Consider the following 1,898-nt stretch of genomic DNA (forward strand, 5'->3'; position numbering starts at 1 on the left):
CGCCCGCTTTCTGCGCGGCCTGTTCGGCGGCATCAAGCACGCGCACAAGATCCCCTGTCGCGCTTGGCTGGCCCGCGCCGCTGCCCTGCACCTTGGGCAGTTTCGCGAGTGCGGCTTCATTCGCCGCCGTAATGGCGGGCACCTGCCCACCCGCCGCGCGGATGAGGCGGCGGCCGCCCCCTGATCGTCATCCAGCAGGGCCTTGAGCAGATGCTCCGGCGTCAACTGCTGGTTGTAATCCCGCATGGCTATGGTCTGCGCGGCCTGCAGAAAACCACGCGACCGTTCCGTAAACTTCTCGATATTCATTGTTCCTTCGTCCCTTTCAATCAGGCGACATAACGGTTTGCCTTCTGCCGTCCCTCAACAGGCAACGACGCGGCGCTGAATTCCAGATGGGGTCAATCAGATGTTATTACAAGATATGGGAAGCTGATTTCCCTCACCCCCAATCTGGCCTCCCCTATCCGGCCCGACGCCGCATATCAGGCGTTTAGCTGATCATTAACGCCGGGCCGACATCCTTGATGCAGGTCAATACTGCCGTGCCTTACGGGCGCAACGGCCATTCGCGCGGCACCCATGTACCCCGTCGCGCCCACCTGTGCCGGGGGGCCTTACGCGCCCTTTCTGGCCACCGTCGGCCCAAGCAGCAGGAGATCCGCCGGGGAAAGCCGGTCGGACGCCGTGCTGGCCTGGTGCCAGAACGGATAGATCAGCGGGGGCGCGCTGGCTTCATCCAGACGGCTGATTTCATCCGCCGTCAGGTCCAGTTCGATGGCCTTGAGGTTATCCACCAGTTGCGCCTCGGTCCGCGCCCCGATCACGACCGAGGTAATGGCCGGGCGCTGCGCCACCCAGGCCAGCGCCACCTGCGCCGCCGAGATACCGCGCGACTCGGCAATACCGACCAGCACCTCCACCACGTCATAAAGCTTTTCAATGTCATGGACGGGCGGCTCGCCCCAGTTCTCGATCTGCCGCGTGCCGGTGGGCTGGGGCTTGCCGCGCCGGTATTTGCCCGAAAGCAGGCCACCGGCCAGCGGGCTCCAGACCTGCACGCCAATCCCCTGATCGAGGGAAACGGGCAGCAGTTCGTACTCGGCGTCGCGCGCCTGAAGCGAGTAGTAGATCTGCTGCGAGACGGGCGCGATCAGCCGGTTGCGCTCCGCCGTGCCGAGCGCCTTCATCAGGTGCCAGGCCGAGAAGTTGGACACACCCGCGTAGCGGATCTTGCCCGCGCGCGTCAGGGTGTCGAGGGCTTCGAGCGTTTCCTCCAGCGGGGTCTGGCCATCCCATTCATGCAGGTAATACAGGTCGATATGATCGCGGCCCAGACGCCGGAGGCTGGCTTCGCACGCGCTGATGAGATGATAGCGCGACAGACCGGCGTCATTCGCCCCCTTGCCCATGCGGAAACGGGCCTTGGTGGTGACCATGATGTCATCACTACGGCCCTTGAGCGCCGCGCCGAGAATTTCCTCCGAAACACCGGTCGAATAGATATCGGCCGTGTCGAACATGTTGATCCCGGCTTCAATGCACAGGTCGATCTGGCGGCTGGCGCCGGCAAGGTCGGTATTCCCGGTCTTGGCGAAATCCCCTTTGCCGCCAAATGTCATCGTGCCGAGCGTGAATGCCGAAATCCGCAGGCCCGAGCGGCCAAGCTGACGATAATGCATGATGTTTTCGATCCTTCTGGCAGGAAGCGGCGCGCAAATCCGCACACCCCATACGCCAACTATGGGCGCGCATGGCGGGAGATGATAATCCCCTTTAACCGGAAGCTGCTTGCATGAAGGATAACAAATATATGCGTGACATCACCGAAATGGCGGTATTTGTCACCATAGTACGCAGCGGCAGCCTGTCCGCCGCCGCGCGGGAGCTGGGGCTGG

The 1,898-nt window shown here is 63.0% G+C and carries 1 protein-coding gene and 1 pseudogene; both read right to left on the reverse strand.

Annotated features, from left to right (window positions below):
• Window positions 1-309: pseudogene (locus JCM25156_RS28135) on the reverse strand (Clp protease N-terminal domain-containing protein); the annotation flags it as partial.
• 308 nt (window positions 310-617) lie between these two features.
• The gene (locus tag JCM25156_RS15180) at window positions 618-1,682 is read right to left on the reverse strand and encodes an aldo/keto reductase (protein WP_025813750.1); all 1,065 of its coding nucleotides are present in this window, start codon (window positions 1,680-1,682) and stop codon (window positions 618-620) included.
• Window positions 1,683-1,898: the final 216 nt, after the last annotated feature.

The organism is Komagataeibacter kakiaceti JCM 25156, assembly GCF_000613305.1.